This is a genomic window from Bacillus sp. FSL K6-2944, assembly GCF_038005385.1.
GTDB lineage: Bacteria > Bacillota > Bacilli > Bacillales > Bacillaceae_G > Bacillus_A > Bacillus_A cereus.
The window spans coordinates 1-16,305 of sequence record NZ_JBBOTE010000006.1; the positions used below are offsets into that span (position 1 = coordinate 1).

The window sequence follows — 16,305 nt, forward strand, 5'->3', positions numbered from 1 at the left end:
GTTTCTTAGTACTTGGAGAAAAAATAAAATCAATTGGTGGCATGATCCGAGCAAAACTGCGTGAATCGTTTATTCCATGGGCGGAACGATATTTAGACGATGATACGCGTCATACACTTGTACTGGAACTCATTTCTCATGATATTGATGTACCTGATGCATTCAGACTTACTTAAATTTTAAAAATGAATAGATTATGAGCCTTGTTCAAAAAAATCACTAAGGACAGGGCTATTTGTCATGTTGAAATAAAATAGACAATCTTTCTATTACCCTATAATTCAAAAAAACAGTAGGTTTGATTTTCCTTCCCCTACTGTTTTTTTGTACTTCCATATACTAAATTACGTCTAAATACTTGTGAAATTGTTAGTAATTTATTAATTAAATTGTACATACCTTAATACATTTTTATAAAACTTGTGTGAAACTGGATAGTTTGTTGTTGTATTTATGGATAAGTTAGTATTTCGATTCAATTTTGTCAGACAATTAACCTACCCTTAGAGCCACAAGGGCTTTCAGGCTTTTCTTTTCGCCTATATAGTATTTGTATTTTTTATATAATAATTGAACCTTTTATATAATTATTGAAATTATTACTTAATAAATGTTTTTATACATATAAAGTGAAAAAATTAATAAAGACTCTATTCTTTAATACATTTAAGATTCATAGGAGATTCTGACAAACCTCATAAATAGAATTAAAACTTTTAGGGAAACTTGACTAGTTTTAGGGATACACAAGGGGTTTCATATACCACATAGAATTGCTACAGCAACTCACTTAATCTTTAAAACTTTAATTAGGAGTTGATTGTATGAGTCAAGTAATCTCATTACAACGTCCATTAAACTGTTCGGACGTTGTAAACAAGCTAAACATACCCCAAAGCACATTGCGGACATACACGGCGCATTTCAGACGTTTGGGCCATACATTCCAGAAAAAGAATGGCCGAATATTGTATTCAACCCGTGATGTAGAGCTATTTAAACAAATGATGGAATTACATGAACAAGGTTTTGGGACAATTACTGAATGTGTTTACAACGTTGTAAACAGTTCAAACAATAGTGAGGACACAGTGGACAAACAAATGAAACAACCTCAGGACACCTCTTCACCAATTGACACAGTAGATGAGATAGCAAGGATCAGGAAAGAAATGGAGGAATTGCGGAAATATGTCGATGAAAGCATAAAAAAACGAGATGAATTGTTGCTGCAAACACTGCGAGAAGTATTAGATGCTAAACAAAAAAAGAAAAAAAAGAAGCGATGGTGGCAATTCTGGAAGTAAGCCAACCATCCCCAACCCCTTCCAAGATTGGAAGGGACTCGCTCGGCGCTAGCCAGGCAAACAGGTTTGGAAGACCTTCAAACCTATTTGCATAGGTTCAAGCGTTTGGGATAGGTGAATCCGTCCATTCCTTATCCTCCCGCGCAAAGAACGCTCAGTCCGGTACCATGGACAGATACAATGTGTATTCCACCACTGTTTGATTGTGGGGACCGATGATTTTAAAAAAAGGAAACTCAAAATATAGCTTAGAGTTTCCTTTTTAATTAGTAAGGTAAAGGGCTGTATTCTGAATTATCCGTTCTAAAATCACAATAACGACAAAATTTTATCCAATTAGGGTGTTCATCATACATTGGTATTAAATTCCCCTTTGAACAACTAGGGCATATATCCGATGTATCTGTATCAGATGTTCCCTCTAAACCGACAACTAACCCCATATATTCCGCTTCCATCCCAACATCATCATACTCATAATGAAATTTACGTTGTGCATTATTCCATACTGCTAATAATCTAAGTTCATAACCATATTCATTATTTGCTGGTACAGTATCGACAATCAGGCTGGCATCTTCTGAAACTATACAATCCTCATGTAAATGAGCACATTTTTTTATCCCAATACATCTGAATAATATCATTATGTTCAAAACTTCTGTTTACAAATGTAGAAAAGCCAACAACACCGATTTTATTACGATTCATTAAATTCATAATTTCAGATCCCCCTTTGGTTTGCGATTATCTTATAAGTCTAATTTGTTAAAATGTAGAGAAAATACATTTTAATTATATAAAAAATACACTAATTATATATCTTATTTATATACAATCCCTATTTAAGTTTTTTATGCGCTCTATTTATATACAATTTATATATTTAATATATAAATTGTATATAAAAATAAACAAAAAAGTGTATATGGGATTCTCCTTGCTTAAATGTATAATAATTTTTATACAAAAAATATATAAAAATCATATAAAATGAATATTTATTGTATTGAATTCTAAAGGTGGGCGGTTTATAATATAATTAAGATATAAAAAACGTATAAAAAATATATGAAAAGGGTGGTCTTTGAATATGATAATGAGAACAGTCGCTGATATCGGAAATAGTGAATTGAAAATGGTGATTAATGGTGGAAAGGTAATCAAATTACCAGATGTAAATAAGCGTGTATTTGGCCGCGTGACAAATAAAGAAGGAAGTTTAAAACAAAGCGTAACTAACTTAATGAATGAGATTTGTGTTCATGTAACGAGTGATGCAATTGAACGTGATGGAAAATTCTATGTAGGATATCGTGCTGCACACTCAAACGGTAAGCCTGATGCCCTTGATATTGAATTAGGAGATAAATATAAACGAGATATACCAGTGGTTAATGTTCTATCTGTTATGGCAACTAAAGCGGTTCAAACGATTTATGAAGAAGTAGGAGAATTACCAAAAAGTATAGAGGTACCTGCATCACTAATATTAGCAATTCCAGCTTCTGAATATGAAGGGAAGAAAGCGCGTTTTCTAGAAAGTCGTTTTAAAGAAAATGTGCATATTGTGATCGTGTATGTGGGTGAAGAAAAAGTAACAGTACAAATCGAATTTGAAACTGTAAAAGTAACTCGCGAAGGTATTCCGGCTTTATATGCCATCTTCGAAGGAAATCAAGATATGTTTGATGACTTTAATAAGTTGTATAAAAAAGAAAAAGATAGTAAAGAAAATGGTAAAGAGGTTAAAAAGAGAAAAGCTAATCTAATGCTAGAAGAAGAAGTAAATGGTGAATATTTTAAAAACAAAAAAATTCTGCACGCTGATATTGGAGATGGTACCTCTGAATACATTTTCTCTAAGGGGTTAAACCCTGTTCCAGACGCTTGTTGGGGAGAAAAAAGAGGAATTGGCCATGCGATTGAGGGAGCGATTAAATTGTTGCAAGAAGAATATGAGGGTGGCGTAGATATCAATCGTCAACAATTCAGTGAATTAGTTACTGATCCTAATGATAAAAAACATGATAAGGCTGTAGAATTTTTAGAAGAAACTCGTTATATGCAAGCTCAAGGGATTTATGATGATATCGAAAAAGCATATGTTTATAAAACAGCTAGCCAAGCTGAAGTTCTCGCGGTTTACGGAGGAGGAAGCATTGCGCTAAAAGAAGATTTGTATAAAAAAGCATTTGAGTTTTGTGAAGTAAATGATATGCAATTACTGTGGATTTCACCAACTTATGCAACAGAAATGAATGTTAGAGGTATGGAGATTTTAAGTAAGAAATTGGCTTCTAAGGTGGCTAAGAAATGAGTAAACAGAAACAGAGAGAACAATACAATTGGAATTTTAAAAAAGAGACAAATCCCAAATTTTATGATTGGCTCAATACACAAACGAATCTATCTGAATCGTTAATTACGTTAGTTTTACATTTTGTAGATCAGTACGGAATAGATGATGTAACAGATTATGAAGTATCGAAGAAAATGCAAAGAGATCTGTTCATGAAGGAAAAGTTTTATCAAGACATTTCAGCGTTGCTAGAAAACGCGAATATAAAAAAAATTCATCAAAACAAGAATGTTCCAATTGCTGAAGTAAAGGAACAAAAAGTCGAGAAAGAAGAAATGCATATTGAGAAAGTGGATATGAGCGAGAAAGTAAAAGCACAACAAGAATCAGAGTCAATTGAAGAGAAACAAAAAGCTAATGCTTATTTGGATGACGTTGATGAGAGTACAATATTTGGCGATTAGTTCAAGATGATAATTTTCGGGAATTGATAATTAATTTTTAGCATTTTGTACAATAGAAAGGGAGAGATGAAATGTATATAGAATTGGATTTCGTAATGCAGGTGGAAAATCGTTAAAGGGAATTATAGATGGGAGAGATACCTATACAATTTTTGTTCAAACAGAAGAAAAGACACATTGTTTGTTCGAGGGTTCTGTAATGGATATTATTCCAGCAGAGAAATTAGATTTGAAGGAAATTAAAGATATCACCTTTGAATGGAATCAAGAACAAATGAAGAAAAAACAAATGAGTCCCAAAAAATAATGGCAGTAAAAAATCCCTGTTCGTAGAAACGAAATTCTAAGACAGGGATTTTTCTTGTTGTATTGCTTTTATTCGCATAATTGTTGTGAGGTATGCTAAATCTTCTAAATAGCAATGTTTACAAATTTTTTTGTTGGAAAACTGAAGTGCGGAGATTTTAATTTTGTGCATTTCTTCTTTATCCGAATGCTTGAACTCAGCGGCGGATTTTTTGATTTTATGTAACGTACTATAACTTAGGTGTTCAACTATATTATTGCATTTCATACAATGCTTCATTGAACATCACGTTTCAATAGGGAACTTTTTATTTGAATCAAGTGAAGTCCTTCTTTCACAAAAAAATTTAAAAATGAAGAGAGGATTTCATCACTTATTGTGATAAGGTATCTCTCTAAATACAGTTTGAAATTTACCTTTTTCTTCATCCCATTTTCTCTTACTCATAATGAGATAACGAACATAATTATTGTCGGATTTATTGTGAGCTGATATCATCATTGCATCTTTTTTGCTATAACAAGATATAGCGTGTATTCTCCACGTCTTTTGCAAGTCAAATGAAGAAAGTTTCAGATTTTCACAAGCTTGTTCTAGGTTACTTGCTTGGATGAATGAAAGTGTACTATCAAACATATTTAACGCAACGTACGTTGTCAGATGCATAAAAATAATAATCTCCTTTTGTATGAGTATAGTTACTTTAAAAGGCCTATAGAGCTACAGAAGAATGATTAGTAACAATTCTGTTATTTTCATCTTCAGATGAAATGTTGTTTATTTGCTGTACGCCAGGAAATAAATTCTCGATTTTTTCATTAACACGAATAGAAATTGATTCAAATAATACTTCTCGTTCTTCGATAGATAGATGCTCAATATTGAAATATTTTTCTGTTAGTTCACCAGTATCTTTACACAGCTTCTCTCTTTTTTTCTTTTCTTCAAGTTTCATTTTTCTTTTTAATTCTTGTTTTGTTTTTTTGAGTTGTTCTTCTTTTTCTAGAAGTGCTTTTAGTTTTTCTTCGGTTTTATTATTCATGTAATCTACCACCTTTTATAAATTACTTTGTTAACCTACTAAGTATTTTCTTTTTTATGAAAACGATTAGGTGTATTCGCTTGAATATAATTAGAAAATATTTTAAATACTTCCTCTCGATCTTCAATTGTCATGTGATACATATCGAAGTATTTTTCGCATAATGCACCTGTTTCTATTAATCGTTTCGTTCGTTTCTTTCTATCATGCTGTTTATCTTGAAATTGCAATTCTCGTTTTGTGATTTTTAAATACTCTAATTCTCGTTCAATCTTTTTTAGCTCTGTTTCATGTTTCATATTTTTATCACCTGAATTTCAGTAGATAGAAAAACTATGTACATCAATTATAATTTGTGTGGATAATAAAATCAATAAAAATAATTCGGGAAATTATAGAAAGAAAGAAGAAAAGATGGTAAAATATTCACTGTAAGGAACGTACAGTGCGCACTTACACAAATTTTCAGTTTGTACGTTTTACCAACCGAAATACATCGGTTGTTCTCTACGGGGTTTGTATAGTGGAAGTATCAAATTTGAGGAGGTGAACTAGGATATGGCGATCTATCATTTAAAGGTAAAAACAATTTCAAGAAAGAAACAACAAAATGTAGTAGCGAGTGCTGCGTATCGAAGTGGTGAGTCATTGTATTGTGAACGAACAAAAGAAACGAAACACTACTCTCGTACCGTGCCACCTGAGACGCATATCCTAGCACCTTCTGAAGCGCCATCATGGGTTTTTCGTCGTCAAGATTTATGGAATGAAGTAGAACGTTTTGAGAAAAGAGGGAACAGTCGCTTAGCAAGAGAAGTGGTTGTAGCAATCCCGAATGAATTGTCAGAAGAACAACAACGAGAACTTATTTTAACGTTTACACATGATACATTTGTACAACAAGGAATGATTGCTGATGTTGCCATTCACCGAGATGACAAAAATAATCCTCATGCTCATATTTTATTGACAACTCGTGAGATTTCTCAGGATGGATTTGTGAAAAAGAAAAATAGAGATTGGGATAAGAAAGAAAATCTACTTGCATGGAGAGAAGCATGGGCGAAGTATGCAAATTTATCTTTAGAAAAAGAAAATGTACAAGAGAGAATTGACCATCGTTCTTACGAAGAACGAGGAATTGAGTTGTTACCAACAAAGCATGTCGGTTATAAAGAACATCAGTTAGAGAAACGTGGGATTCGTACAGAAACAGGAGAATATAATCGTCGTGTGCAAGCCTATAATCAGCGTCTCATTTTCTTACAAGAAAAGAGACAATCGGTCGTTAAAGAACAACAAAAGAAAGAAACAGATTCGATTTCAAAAGTAGAGATATCCGTCAAAGGATATGTCGCTCTTCATAAAAAAATCGAGCTTGTTATGAAACAACAAGAACGTTTACAAGATAGTAAATCGAAACAGAAATTACATTCATATACATGGTTAAAAGAGAAAATTGAAACATCCGCTTATCGACAGTTAGAAGAGAAAAATCTGCACGTATATATTCAAGAACAACCAATGGAATTACAAGGTGAATATTCGGTTCGCATGTATGAAAAAATGAAAGAATTGCAAACAGAAGATATGGTGTCACTTGTAGAAGCGGTCGAGCGTGACATGGTTATGGAAAAGGTTGAAAGTCATATGAAGAAATCTGTAACTTATGAACGCCTGCAATCACATGTAGTCCTGTTAGATCGTTGGGAAAAGAGTATGCAAAAACAGCAGAATGATGGACGTATTTCGGATACTCGTTATGTGTCAAATATGAATATATTAGAAGCACAAAGAGAGGATACGAAGCAAGCCATTCAGAGGTATGAATTGCAAGCGATGTCCTATCTTTCTCGCCAAGGATACAGCGTATATCTTCGTGATTGGAAGGAAGAAAAACACCCAGAAATTGCGATTCAATTGTTAGAAGAAATGAAACAATCGCCTTCACTTTCTATGGGCATGATTGCGCAAAGAGTGAAAGAAAATGAAGTGCTATCAGAAGCGGAAAAAATTATCAGAAAAGAAGTAACCATTGATGCCATTGATAAGCGTAGAAAGCAACTTCATAAATGGAAAGTGGCGGAACAAAAACAAAAACGTTCGGAACGTGTGGAACACATTATTGAGCAAGCAAAAGTGTTAGTGAAAGCTCGTAAGATTTTAGTAGAACGATGCGAACAAGAGTTGAAACAATATCCGAAAACAGCATCGTATATGCAGTCATTAGGTGTAGTGGAAAATAGCCCGATTAAGAGTACATGGTTTAGCTGGAAACAAAGTATGGGAAGAGATGTAACAGAAGAAGAAAGTATGTCTTACGCTATAAAACTATCGGTACAGAAAAAAGAAGAAAAGATTCTACAGGAAGCCAAACAAGTATTACGGAAAGAAGTAACGTATCACAATGTGTCTGTGGCTATTGACCAGTTGCAAGAACAAGTAACGGATACACCAATTAAGGTCATATTGAATGAAGCAAGAACGAAAAAGATGGAGTATGAACTTGCGATTGAGCGAGTAGGTGAGTATCAAGAACTCTCTTCTAAGTGGAGAAAAACAAATTCTCAACAATATAGATTGGGAGAATTAAAAACATGGTTCACTCAAATAGGAATTGATGTAAATCATATGGCATATGGCTTACAACGAATGAAGTGGAATGTAGAGAAAATAGAAAAAGAAGCGCTCCGAAAAGAACGGATAGCGGAAGTGCAATTGCCACGAATCCAACAAGCGAAAAAGGTATTAGAAGAACAAGCGATTCGCTATGTAGGAGAAACGTATCCAGAGCTGAAAGACTTGTATACGAATCGCCATTTACTGAGTCCAAAAGAGCGACAAGTATTGGTTCAAATGAAATTATGGAATGAAGAAAGTGGTACGGTGTATGATTTTACGAATCGTCACGCACAATTGCAAAAGAAACAAGATAAAGTGATTGCGCAAAAAATGATAACAGAACAACATATTTCACGGGTGTCTGCGGTGGTACAAAAAATCGCAAAAGTTCAACGGGCAGAACAAGTTTTAGCGCAAGCGGAAGAAGCGAAAAAAGGGTTAGAAACAAAAGGGAATACCTTGAAACGAGTAGTACTACGAGACCAAAAATTAATAGAAGAGTACCAGACTGTACAGGAGCGCATTGAAAAAGCGAAAGAGGTTCTACAACTCAAGCAAGAGTTAGTCAAAGAAAATGGGGAAGCACGCCAAGCAGAGTTGGAAGAACTGAAGTTGTCGTATCATCAATTCCAAGAAAAAGAAAATCGTTTAGATGGCTTACTGGAAGTGTCAGATATTCTGGAGCGCACGCGTCAAAAAATGCAGCAAGAAGCAAAAGAAAGAGAATATGAGCATCAACAAGAAATCAGAAGGCAAAAAATGAAACATAGAGGTTTAGAACTATAGAAGGAAAGGGTGAATAGCTTGAAACAGACAAAGGTGTTATATAGTGTCATCGGTGTTTTACTCCTTGTAGTGGGAGTTATGGTCGGAATCATCGTAGCCAAAAGCGGTGATTCCTCTCCTACGGAACAAGTAGCAAAACAGGAAGTACAACAAACCTCTCAAAAGAAAGAGCAAAAAAAGAAATTAATAGCTGATGATGTAAAAGTCGTGGAGCAACGCACGAAAGAATATTTAGATCCCTATGTACGTGTGGAAGGGTTGAAAATTTCTGATGAAGTGGTGCGTGAGATCCAACAGAAGTTTTTAACAAAGCGTGTACAAGAAGAAGTATTACCGAAGTATGCATATCTTGCAGATTGGCGTGGGGCAACACAACAAGGTATGGTACAAACTTATCAACTACTAGACAAATACAGTCAAATTGATCAGCCTAGTCAAACAATCACGACATATGTGAAATATAGTAAGCCTGCTGATGTATACGGACAAACTGTAGATATTGAGTTTTGGATAGAGTGGATAGAAGAAAATAAAGAATGGCGCATTAATAGCAGTTCGAACTGGATTAATCATTCAACAGGTGAAATGCTTCCCGAAGCGAAACCAATATCTGATAATAAGAGGAACATTTTAAAAGGTGGGAGAGACATTCGCTTTGAATCGAAATAAAAAACGGTATTGTTTATACCGTTTTTTTTTTGTTCTTAAATTCCCTTACCATGTTCATATTGAATTAAAATGACATTTGCTTTTTTACTCATTCCAAGTTCCTTAAAGTTTGCTTGAGATACCCCCACACAAATTACTCCAATGCTCATAGTAGTTAACAAGACTATTTTCAGTTTTTTCATTGAAATGCCCCCATGTATTATAGTTTATTTACTAAATAACTCTTATAAAAAAATTCATTAGATTTTGAATAGTTTTTTTCCTTTAAATAACAGATGGCTAATTCTGTACTATAAGTCTTAATTTCTTTCCACATTTGTTGTTCTTCAAAATATTTATTTGCTGTAACTATTATAATTTCTAGCTCATCTATTGGTCGATTTTCAATTAGGGCAATTAAAATATCATAGTGATATTTGTATTCTTCATTAGTGTACTGTTTACCTATGTTTAAATAGTTTAATGCGTGTGAAATATTTTGAGTCTTGTAATATTCACGTGCTAATAAAAATAGAGTTTTATAATCTTTATCATGTTCAATAGATTGTAAAAAATATTGAATTGCTGATTCAGGCTGATTTCGTTCGGAATATAATAATCCCAAATTGTATTGTACTTTTAGTGCTAATTGTCCTTCATTTAGTTGTTGAAATGTTTTTAATGATGAGTGCAAATATTTTTCAGCTAATTCCCATTTTTCTAAAGTTATGTAAGCCATCCCTAAAGTATTCTCACAAGCAGCTAATTTTGTAGAATAATCTGTTTGTTTAGAAAAGTAATTGATACAAAGGTTGGCATGGTAAATTGAAGCAATTGGATCGGCTAAGTAATAGTAATAAAGTGATACACGATAATTAAATTCTGCAATTTCGCATTCATCATTAGTACATTTAAGTAATTCTTCAGCATTATTTAAGAAATGTTGAGCTTGTTGATAATCTCCAGTATTTGTACGGTGTATGAATTTGAAGAAATGGTAGTAATAGTTCAATTTAGAATCACCATCAAATTCTGAGATGTTTATTTCTAAATCATTTTCATAATCTTCTAATAGTATTAAATACCTATAATGAAATAACAAGTATAGCGTATTTATTGAAGGGACTGTTTTGGCAAAAGAGCTGTTAATGGTATTGTAGTATTTTTCAGCTTCTTTTACATGTTGTTTTCGAATTAATGAATACCAATGTTCTAATTGTATTATTAATCGGCTGTTAGAAGAAGGTTGTATTAACTTCATTAGTATCTCCTCTTTTAGAATATAAATTTTATTTTAGAATTTTCTGAATTAACACTCACTTAAGATTCGTATACTCGATGATAGCAGAAATCATCAGGTTTTGGAATGGAAATCGAAACTTTATCAACCTTCACAGAGAAAGTTTTTGTGTTTTTGCGTTTACCTTAATATGCCTTTTGTACATAGAGATGAGGTTCTAGAATTATTAGTTAAGCCTCAAAATATTTGTGTTCACTCCTTTCAAGATAACTTTAATCTAATGCACAAAAAGTTATGTATTTTGAATTGTAAACAACTATAAAAACCTAACATCATTTGAAGGAAAATATGAAAAATGAATAAAAAACATAGTGATACATGTATAAATAAGACAAATATTAAGTATTTGATTTTTGGAACTGTTATAAGTAGTATAGCAAACGTTATTCTAAAAGATTATGTATATATGCATATCCATGAATTACCAATGATGTGGGCGGTTTGCAAAATCTAATTAGGATGAAATTAGAAATATGTTATGTCATTCATGTTGTACCAATCGCTCCAACTTCTTTGTAATATACTACCGTATTGAATCGACTGAATAATTGTTATTTTCTCAAGTTTTTTTATTCGCAAATTGTTCACAATAAGTAGAGATATTTTATTTTTATGTACAACTTTAGTTTTCTTCTACTCCCTCATATGTATCTAAAGAACCTAGAATTTTATATGGATGGTGAGGATGCATGGGAAAATATCAGATGTTGTACAGCACACCATATCTTTATTCTTCTCGAACTTTACAAGAAATGTATAGGGGTGCGAGAAAAGAAGACGATATCACTGCAATACAAGGGCATATGCTCCGTCATGACGTGTATTTAGATCGGCAATATCGAGGGTACTATTCTTTGAGTGAAAAGATTGAAGATAATTTATATGGAAACGAACATCCCGTCTCTTGGAATGAATTATTAGAAGATTATCAGTTGTTTAAGGATTCCCAAGGGAATTTATCCATTCAACCGAAAGGATGGCGATAACATGACCATTGTAGGCGAATTAGGGGTTGTATACGGCGTGACAGGTGCAACCGTTATGAGTATTAAATTGTTGAAAAGAAAAGGGCTTCACCTTCCCGATTGGGTGCTACGTGCGGGTCTCAAATGCTTGTTAATTGGCACGGTGTGGTATGTGCTACGTGATATGCTCGATGTATTTCTACGCTAGCATTTTATCGGGTAGTTGAAGGGAGCTGTCGCAATGCATGGAAACAACTTCTTTCTTATGTACTATATAACCCCAACTACCTCTAGGGAGGTATGGAGTTTATGTTTTCACTTTTGGTGATCCCAGTTACTTTTTTAACAGTAGCGTATTTTTACAAGGGGAAAGAAATGAGCGATAAGAAGAAAATCAAAGCATTTTTTGAAATTACGAAAGTGTGTGTACAACATAAAGGAGAAATGCAGTACCCCGTATTTTTGAAACAAACAGATGATGATATTAGTACAACGTTTGTCTATCGGCTGCCATTAGGTGTGCCGAGTCAGCTCATACAGAAGTTAGCGCAAGTATTAGAGGAAGGGTTGTATAAACCCGTAATGATTTCCTTTCAAAAAAGGGAGCTGTTTATACGATTATTCCAGCAATGTATTCCTGAAAAATGGCATTGGTCCAACGAATTGTTACGAGAGAAGACATGGAACGTCATTGTTGGAAGAGCGTTAGACCGTATGATATATCATGATTTTGAAAAAACACCGCATATGTGCGTGAGTGGGATGACTCGTTTTGGCAAGACAGTTTTTCTCAAAAATATGATGACCAGCTTAATTTTACAGCAACCCAATCATGTAAAATTCTATGTGATTGACTTAAAAGAAGGTTTAGAGTTTAGTCCCTACAGGGACTTATTGCAATTAGAAGAAGTGGCGGAGAATCCCATGCAAGCATTCGATATGTTGATACGAATTCGTGAAAAGATGGTGGAACAGGTAGTACGCATGAAAGAATCTTATTTTACCAACATTGTAGATACACCAATCAAAGAACGCTATTTCATTATAGTTGATGAATCAGCGAACTTGTGTCCAACACAGGGATTGCCAAAACAAAAGAGAGATATGCTCTATATGTGTCAAGAAATGTTGTCTGAAATAGCGAGGATTGGCGGAGCATTGGGGTTTCGACTAATTTTTTGCACCCAATACCCGACTTCTGATACCTTACCAAGACAGATTAAACAAAATAGTGACGCGAAGATTGGCTTCCGCTTACCGACCGTAGTGGCTTCACAGGTGGCGATAGATGAAAGTGGATTAGAAGAACTTCCATCCATACCAGGGCGAGCGCTTTTCAAAACAGATCGTGTAGAAGAAATTCAAGTGCCTTATCTGTCCAATAAGGAAATGTGGAATACATTAAAACAGTATAAGGTGGTGAAACAAATTGAAACATCAAAAACTGAAACAAAAAGCGAGACAAATCGAGATTTTATCGAGTTTAAGTAAATTGGAATTTGCGTCTAGACGACAGTTGCAAGCCATTCATTGTCTAGGTAGCATTCGGAATGCCAATCGTATTCTGAAGGATTTACGCTCCTACTGTCATGTGACTTCGCACAACCGAGAGTATGTGTATTACCTCAATAAAAAAGGGATGGCACTACTCGGCATACAGGCAAAAGAACGAAAAAAGAAGCATCAATTAGAACATAGTTTATTACGAAATGAAGCATGGATGTGGCTAGATTTTCCTGATTGGAAGACAGAGCAAGTCATCACCCTGCGCTATCAAGGAGAAGAAAAAACAATTGTTCCAGACGCATTTTTCACAAAAGACAATGTTCCTCACTTTGTAGAGGTAGACCGGCTACAGCATATGAAAGTAAATGAAAAGAAAATACAGTATTATGCTTATTTAACTAACATTTATCAGAAGCAAAAACAAATTAAGCCCATTATCATTTTTTGTACGATTTCTGACCGTAGGGAGAAGCAATTAATGAATTATGCGCTGAAACATAATGTGTATGTGCAGACGTATTTGTTACAGGATGTTATATAAAAAGGTGAGACTAAAGCCAAAAATCACTATAGTCTACATTTTTATTTGTTAATTTTTTTAAAGCTAAAAGAACTCTCTTACCATTTTTAAAGGATGGATGGAAAGCATCACCTTTACACAAACGACTAATAGTAGATTTACTCAGACCACTCATTTCTGAAACTTCTTTTTGAGTTAATTTATGATGATCTAAAAATTTCCCGAATTTACTTCTAGGCTTATTAATAAAAAACCAATTCAATGGAATCACCTCGAAAATATAAATTTATTATCATCAGCTTGTCCATAAGTTTCAGTTTTTAAAACTTCCTAAAAATTTGGAATGAATTACAATTAAGTTCATAGAATAATAAAGAAGCAATCTAAGAAAGGTGTAATTATTTTGAGGAATATAGCATACATATTAATAGCTACAAGTTGCGACTACACTGAAGTATAAATTGCAACTTGTTGTAAAGGGTATGCTAGCAAAATAAAAAGCGAAAACTCTTACTCTCGCAAGGGGTTTCGCTTTTTTGTATGAAGTGAGGAATTGGAAGTAGATAAGAAGGAAATCAATAATTTCACGTACTATAATGTAAAAACATGTAAAATAAAAGAGGAACATCTGAAATAAGGGGTTTTCTCTGTCATCCTGTCGATATTTGCTGTATAATAAGGAAGATCAATTAATATGACTTCCAATATGCGGAGTTTAACATGTTTCACTTTTTTCATAGTAGCTTCAACAAAAATCAAAATCCCTATGTATAGCAGGCACACAATACTGACGTTGTATGGTATGCCTGCTCTTTTTTTAGTATAGGTAAGCGTAGCAAAGCACACAGTCTTGGCAACGGAATGGCTATAGAATAAGAGAGTAGTAGCGAGGTGTGTAAAGGGAATCCCCTTGAGAATCACATGCATGTTTCATGCGATTCCAAGGGGATTTTGTGTAGGAACACATGATGAATTTTCCAGTATTCCTCTATATGAGTATATGATACAATCAAGGTGTTCCGTATATTCCATTATATTGAACACCCATAGCAAATGCCTACAAGCAGGAGGCATTTGTTTCGATTTTTCCCTTCAGGTAAGCTAACGACCTGAAGGGTTTTTATCGTTAGAAAAGGGACAGTTGGATGGGTTCGTGTTCTTCTTTTTCTTGATTTGTACAAGAGATATGTCGATTGTATCCCTTCCCTAATCTTCGCTGCATTTCATCATCTAGTAATTGAATCGCACGCTCTTGTGAGGCTGTATACATGACTACTTCTTGTGTCGGGTATATTTCTCCACTTGGTGCTACGATGGTATAAGAAAGTGTATAGGCACTAATTTTCAAAAAAACGCCTCCTTATTGCGCATAATAGTGAAAGCAATAGAATACATACGTGATGAGGACACCTACAAATATGATACCGTATAATTTTAATCCGATCAGTGCGCATTTAGAAAAAATAGATAATCCTTTTTTTAGAAATGTAAATAAAACACCAGCCAAGAATAAGACAACAGAACCACTTATGAGAAAACTAATCAATATTTTCACCTCTTTTTTTGTGTATGCTGTATGATCGGTTATAGTTCTTCCAAATCTGTTTCCATCATGTATACAGGTGCAACGTGTTCTTGTTCCAGCAAGGTTTGCAACTGTTGTTGGAGTTCAAATCCATCTCCCGACTCAGCCAGCAGAAAAGACTTTGAAAAGTTGTTTCCATCCACAGAATAGCTCACATCAAATAGGTACATACTCACTGTGCCACTTTTTACAGGATTTGAATGGAACGGGTTTATATTGCTCATGTCGAACAACTTGGCGTCCATCAATTCCAAGTTGGAAAAAGGATTCCATTTCAGAAATATCTACCATACTAGTATGTATGTTCAAGTACCTTTACAATGTATCCTGTTACTTGCAGAGAAAGTTATGACGGTAAGAAAATGTTACATAATCCCCAACGTTAATTTTGTTAATGCTTCCATTAGAAGCCATAGTAGACACCTCCCATCACGTACGTTATTGTGAATAGAATAATAGGTGCAAGAAAAGTACCGAAAAAGTATAGTTGAGACTCGTTACAACCATCAATTCCAAACCATTCACACAGTGCGTAATATTTGGTAAGTAGCTTATTTTTTGGCGTCTGAGGTGTCTGTTGTGGTCTTTCAGAATGTGATACAATAGCTTCATCATTTTTAATTTGTAAAGCGTTTGACATATTTGTCATCCTTTCTGAATGGAAATGATATTGTGGAAAGTCCTCGCAGTCTTGGTGGGTGCTGAGGGCTTTCTATTACCTTCTTTTTTCTTTACCATAAAGACGTTCCATCGCTTCAACAGTGAATAAATATTCTCCACGTTTGTTTCCGGGTTTCAGGAAATACTTAATTAATCCTTGTGTTTTTAACTCGTCGATTATAGGACTATTTTTAATCCGCATTCGTAAGGTGGATTCGTTAATATTCCATCGATAGCTTGCTTCGTTAGTGGTCATAACATCTTGTAGTTTCATGTCATTCATATGCATCT

At 34.1% G+C, this 16,305-nt stretch carries 20 protein-coding genes; 9 read left to right on the forward strand and 11 right to left on the reverse strand.

The features are described from left to right. The first annotated feature begins 824 nt into the window (after positions 1 to 824). A complete protein-coding gene (locus MHH55_RS33110; RefSeq protein ID WP_078187415.1) occupies positions 825 to 1,307 on the forward strand; it encodes a MerR family transcriptional regulator in 483 nt (160 codons plus the stop codon). 266 nt (positions 1,308 to 1,573) lie between these two features. Here MHH55_RS33110 and MHH55_RS33115 read toward each other — a convergent pair whose 3' ends face one another. Next, complete coding sequence (locus tag MHH55_RS33115; RefSeq protein WP_254849769.1) at positions 1,574 to 1,954, reverse strand: hypothetical protein; 381 nt, start codon at positions 1,952 to 1,954, stop codon at positions 1,574 to 1,576. Positions 1,955 to 2,400: 446 nt separating this feature from the next. Here MHH55_RS33115 and MHH55_RS33120 point away from each other — a divergent pair, with 446 nt between their 5' ends. Both MHH55_RS33120 and MHH55_RS33125 read left to right on the forward strand, forming a co-directional pair. Beyond that, complete coding sequence (locus MHH55_RS33120) at positions 2,401 to 3,627, forward strand: ParM/StbA family protein (RefSeq protein WP_078187416.1); 1,227 nt, start codon at positions 2,401 to 2,403, stop codon at positions 3,625 to 3,627. Continuing rightward, positions 3,624 to 4,073: a hypothetical protein gene (locus MHH55_RS33125; RefSeq protein WP_078187417.1), complete on the forward strand. Its 450-nt coding sequence runs from the start codon at positions 3,624 to 3,626 to the stop codon at positions 4,071 to 4,073. The genes MHH55_RS33120 and MHH55_RS33125 overlap by 4 nt, the downstream gene beginning before the upstream one ends. A gap of 676 nt (positions 4,074 to 4,749) precedes the next feature. Here MHH55_RS33125 and MHH55_RS33130 read toward each other — a convergent pair. Genes MHH55_RS33130 through MHH55_RS33140 form a run of 3 tightly spaced genes read right to left on the reverse strand, consistent with a single transcriptional unit; the run spans position 4,750 to position 5,721 of the window. Next, a complete protein-coding gene (locus MHH55_RS33130; protein ID WP_078187419.1) occupies positions 4,750 to 5,046 on the reverse strand; it encodes a hypothetical protein in 297 nt (98 codons plus the stop codon). A gap of 46 nt (positions 5,047 to 5,092) precedes the next feature. Then, a complete protein-coding gene (locus MHH55_RS33135) occupies positions 5,093 to 5,422 on the reverse strand; it encodes a restriction endonuclease (protein WP_078187420.1) in 330 nt (109 codons plus the stop codon). A 38-nt stretch (positions 5,423 to 5,460) separates the two neighbouring features. Then, positions 5,461 to 5,721, reverse strand: coding sequence for a hypothetical protein (locus MHH55_RS33140; protein ID WP_078187422.1), 261 nt, complete (start codon positions 5,719 to 5,721; stop codon positions 5,461 to 5,463). 259 nt (positions 5,722 to 5,980) lie between these two features. On the opposite strand from MHH55_RS33140, the gene mobQ reads away from it, so the two are divergent. After that, a complete protein-coding gene (gene mobQ / locus MHH55_RS33145; protein ID WP_078187423.1) occupies positions 5,981 to 8,830 on the forward strand; it encodes a MobQ family relaxase in 2,850 nt (949 codons plus the stop codon). 9 nt (positions 8,831 to 8,839) lie between these two features. Continuing rightward, positions 8,840 to 9,499 (forward strand): hypothetical protein, encoded by a 660-nt coding sequence (locus MHH55_RS33150; RefSeq protein WP_078187424.1) that lies wholly within the window; start codon positions 8,840 to 8,842, stop codon positions 9,497 to 9,499. A 35-nt stretch (positions 9,500 to 9,534) separates the two neighbouring features. On the opposite strand, the gene MHH55_RS33155 is transcribed toward MHH55_RS33150, so the two are convergent. Both MHH55_RS33155 and MHH55_RS33160 read right to left on the reverse strand, forming a co-directional pair. Continuing rightward, positions 9,535 to 9,681 (reverse strand): hypothetical protein, encoded by a 147-nt coding sequence (locus tag MHH55_RS33155; RefSeq protein WP_176116643.1) that lies wholly within the window; start codon positions 9,679 to 9,681, stop codon positions 9,535 to 9,537. Positions 9,682 to 9,698: 17 nt separating this feature from the next. Next, on the reverse strand, positions 9,699 to 10,739 hold the full coding sequence (locus MHH55_RS33160; protein ID WP_078187425.1) for a tetratricopeptide repeat protein: 1,041 nt from the start codon (positions 10,737 to 10,739) through the stop codon (positions 9,699 to 9,701). Positions 10,740 to 11,467: 728 nt separating this feature from the next. On the opposite strand from MHH55_RS33160, the gene MHH55_RS33165 reads away from it, so the two are divergent. The 4 genes from MHH55_RS33165 to MHH55_RS33180 all read left to right on the forward strand — a co-directional run bounded on the left by MHH55_RS33165 (position 11,468) and on the right by MHH55_RS33180 (position 13,790). Beyond that, a complete protein-coding gene (locus tag MHH55_RS33165) occupies positions 11,468 to 11,764 on the forward strand; it encodes a hypothetical protein (protein ID WP_078187427.1) in 297 nt (98 codons plus the stop codon). A gap of 1 nt (position 11,765) precedes the next feature. After that, entirely contained in the window at positions 11,766 to 11,951 is a 186-nt protein-coding gene (locus tag MHH55_RS33170; RefSeq protein WP_006920341.1) for a hypothetical protein, read from the forward strand. Between the two features lie 101 nt (positions 11,952 to 12,052). Next, a complete protein-coding gene (locus MHH55_RS33175) occupies positions 12,053 to 13,234 on the forward strand; it encodes an FtsK/SpoIIIE domain-containing protein (RefSeq protein WP_078187428.1) in 1,182 nt (393 codons plus the stop codon). Next, positions 13,173 to 13,790, forward strand: a complete 618-nt coding sequence (locus MHH55_RS33180; protein ID WP_078187429.1) for a replication-relaxation family protein — start codon at positions 13,173 to 13,175, stop codon at positions 13,788 to 13,790. Before MHH55_RS33175 ends, MHH55_RS33180 begins: the two co-directional genes overlap by 62 nt. 10 nt (positions 13,791 to 13,800) lie before the next feature. Here the strand turns inward: MHH55_RS33180 and MHH55_RS33185 are convergent, their stop codons facing one another. From MHH55_RS33185 to MHH55_RS33205, 5 genes are all read right to left on the reverse strand, one after another. Beyond that, positions 13,801 to 14,031: a helix-turn-helix domain-containing protein gene (locus tag MHH55_RS33185; RefSeq protein ID WP_016099630.1), complete on the reverse strand. Its 231-nt coding sequence runs from the start codon at positions 14,029 to 14,031 to the stop codon at positions 13,801 to 13,803. Between the two features lie 864 nt (positions 14,032 to 14,895). Further along, a complete protein-coding gene (locus MHH55_RS33190) occupies positions 14,896 to 15,117 on the reverse strand; it encodes a hypothetical protein (protein WP_065486452.1) in 222 nt (73 codons plus the stop codon). Positions 15,118 to 15,353: 236 nt separating this feature from the next. Continuing rightward, positions 15,354 to 15,578, reverse strand: coding sequence for a hypothetical protein (locus MHH55_RS33195; RefSeq protein WP_340882319.1), 225 nt, complete (start codon positions 15,576 to 15,578; stop codon positions 15,354 to 15,356). A gap of 179 nt (positions 15,579 to 15,757) precedes the next feature. Beyond that, positions 15,758 to 15,994, reverse strand: coding sequence for a hypothetical protein (locus MHH55_RS33200; RefSeq protein ID WP_078188140.1), 237 nt, complete (start codon positions 15,992 to 15,994; stop codon positions 15,758 to 15,760). Between the two features lie 75 nt (positions 15,995 to 16,069). Then, positions 16,070 to 16,297 carry a helix-turn-helix domain-containing protein gene (locus tag MHH55_RS33205; protein ID WP_078188141.1) on the reverse strand — a complete coding sequence of 76 codons (228 nt, stop codon included), beginning with the start codon at positions 16,295 to 16,297 and terminating at the stop codon, positions 16,070 to 16,072. Positions 16,298 to 16,305: the final 8 nt, after the last annotated feature.

Coding starts and splice junctions, on each gene's coding strand:
- MHH55_RS33110 (WP_078187415.1), top strand. CDS start 825: ATGAGTCAAGTAATCTCATTACAACGTCCATTAAACTGTTCGGACGTT.
- MHH55_RS33115 (WP_254849769.1), bottom strand. CDS start 1,954: ATGATATTATTCAGATGTATTGGGATAAAAAAATGTGCTCATTTACAT.
- MHH55_RS33120 (WP_078187416.1), top strand. CDS start 2,401: ATGATAATGAGAACAGTCGCTGATATCGGAAATAGTGAATTGAAAATG.
- MHH55_RS33125 (WP_078187417.1), top strand. CDS start 3,624: ATGAGTAAACAGAAACAGAGAGAACAATACAATTGGAATTTTAAAAAA.
- MHH55_RS33130 (WP_078187419.1), bottom strand. CDS start 5,046: ATGCATCTGACAACGTACGTTGCGTTAAATATGTTTGATAGTACACTT.
- MHH55_RS33135 (WP_078187420.1), bottom strand. CDS start 5,422: ATGAATAATAAAACCGAAGAAAAACTAAAAGCACTTCTAGAAAAAGAA.
- MHH55_RS33140 (WP_078187422.1), bottom strand. CDS start 5,721: ATGAAACATGAAACAGAGCTAAAAAAGATTGAACGAGAATTAGAGTAT.
- mobQ (WP_078187423.1), top strand. CDS start 5,981: ATGGCGATCTATCATTTAAAGGTAAAAACAATTTCAAGAAAGAAACAA.
- MHH55_RS33155 (WP_176116643.1), bottom strand. CDS start 9,681: ATGAAAAAACTGAAAATAGTCTTGTTAACTACTATGAGCATTGGAGTA.
- MHH55_RS33160 (WP_078187425.1), bottom strand. CDS start 10,739: ATGAAGTTAATACAACCTTCTTCTAACAGCCGATTAATAATACAATTA.
- MHH55_RS33165 (WP_078187427.1), top strand. CDS start 11,468: ATGGGAAAATATCAGATGTTGTACAGCACACCATATCTTTATTCTTCT.
- MHH55_RS33170 (WP_006920341.1), top strand. CDS start 11,766: ATGACCATTGTAGGCGAATTAGGGGTTGTATACGGCGTGACAGGTGCA.
- MHH55_RS33175 (WP_078187428.1), top strand. CDS start 12,053: ATGTTTTCACTTTTGGTGATCCCAGTTACTTTTTTAACAGTAGCGTAT.
- MHH55_RS33195 (WP_340882319.1), bottom strand. CDS start 15,578: ATGAGCAATATAAACCCGTTCCATTCAAATCCTGTAAAAAGTGGCACA.
- MHH55_RS33200 (WP_078188140.1), bottom strand. CDS start 15,994: ATGTCAAACGCTTTACAAATTAAAAATGATGAAGCTATTGTATCACAT.
- MHH55_RS33205 (WP_078188141.1), bottom strand. CDS start 16,297: ATGAATGACATGAAACTACAAGATGTTATGACCACTAACGAAGCAAGC.